Origin of the sequence: Muricomes intestini (genome assembly GCF_004346165.1) — a bacterium.
Lineage (GTDB): Bacteria > Bacillota > Clostridia > Lachnospirales > Lachnospiraceae > Muricomes > Muricomes intestini.
In genome coordinates this window covers 1-1,569 of record NZ_SLZZ01000065.1, presented here as the reverse complement: position 1 = coordinate 1,569, position 1,569 = coordinate 1, and the positions used below count along the sequence as shown (strand labels likewise).

At 42.8% G+C, this 1,569-nt stretch carries 1 protein-coding gene; it reads left to right on the top strand.

What is annotated here, in order from left to right; translation table 11 throughout:
* Positions 1-297 precede the first annotated feature (297 nt).
* The coding region (locus EDD59_RS17610; protein WP_132384270.1) for an IS110 family RNA-guided transposase at positions 298-1,569 on the top strand (1,272 nt) is incomplete at its 3' end.

Sequence of the window (1,569 nt, the reverse complement as noted above, 5' to 3'; positions counted from 1 at the left end):
TCAATAGTTACTTTTTTATATGGTTAATCCTGTGGTATGATATCAGCAGAGTCTGATGTCCGAAGGCACTGCTGTCACCCCTTTCAGCCGGCTTTGTCCGAGACTGCTTATAAAGCGTGCAGCCTGGCACATATGGCACATTCCGCTTACACAGAAGCTGCATCTCCAGCCGTAGCACCAGCAAAAAATGCTGACTGGATGAATGCTCATAACGCGAGGTTGCGGTCACCATATGCAGTGCAGGATAAACCTTTGCTTAAGACTCCAACAATCCTGATCAGAAAGGAGCGTGATAACATGATAAAGATCAACTATATGTCCACTTTGTTTGTTGGTATTGATGTAAGTTCTAAATCCAACGTTGTATGTGCCATCGATTTCGATGAGAACAAGTATATTTCCTCTTCTTTCAAGAACAACCAGCCTGGGGCGGAAGAACTTTCCACAATGATAGCTGACTGTATGGCACATCATAAAAACCTTAATACGGTCGTGGCTACACTGGAGTCCACTTCTGTTTACAGCGTCCACATTGCTAATTTTCTGTCTACCTGTGAGACGCTCATGCCTTATAAACCTTACGTATTTTGTGTAAATCCCAAGATGACTGCAAACTACCGTAAATCCTATATTGGCATGGATAAGACTGATCCGCTTGACGCGTATCTCATTGCTGATTTTGCACGATGTGGCCGTATTAAGAAATGCGAGCCTTGGCGTGGCAGCCAGTTTCTGGCATTGAAACGCCTGACCCGGCACCGCCTTCATCTTGCCGAATGCATTACAAGAGAGAAAACCTATATGGTATCAAATCTCTACTTAAAATTTAGTGAACTTCAGCTTTTGGATGATGATTCGCAGCCCTTTAGCAACATATATGGTGCTACTTCTTCTTCTGTTTTAACGCAATACCTGTCTCCACAAGAGATTATGGATTCCTCCGAAGAAGAACTTTTACAGTTCCTTGCTGATAAAAGTAAAAACCGCATTGCCGATATATCAAAGACCTCTGAGCTTCTTAAAAAGGCTGCAAGAGATTCTTATCGATTGGATAAATGCATGTATGAACCTCTCAATGTTTCTTTGGCAAGTTCATTCAATTGTATCCAGACCTATCAAAAAGAGATAAAACTGATAGATCAGGCAATCAAAAAAACTATTAACGGCATGAACCCTAATGCATTCATCATCCTGAAATCCATACCTGGAATAGGTCCGGTATGGGCTGGCGGTATGCTCGCTGAAATCGGCGATATTACAGCCTTCCACTCCTCAGATGCACTTGCTAAATATGCAGGTCTCACGTGGCGAAAAAGCGACTCTGGAGATTTTGCATCGGAAGATAATCCGATTACAAAAGCAGGTAATACTTATCTCCGTTATTACTTAGGAGAAGCTGCGAACAGCGTCAGGCGCCATGTTCCTGAATATGGCGAATACTATGCTAAAAAGTATGCTGAAGTAACCAAGCATCAGCACAAGAGAGCACTCGCGCTTACATCTCGTAAATTTGTACGACTCGTTTTTGGTTTGCTGGTCAAAAACCAACTGTACACCGGCGAACAACTG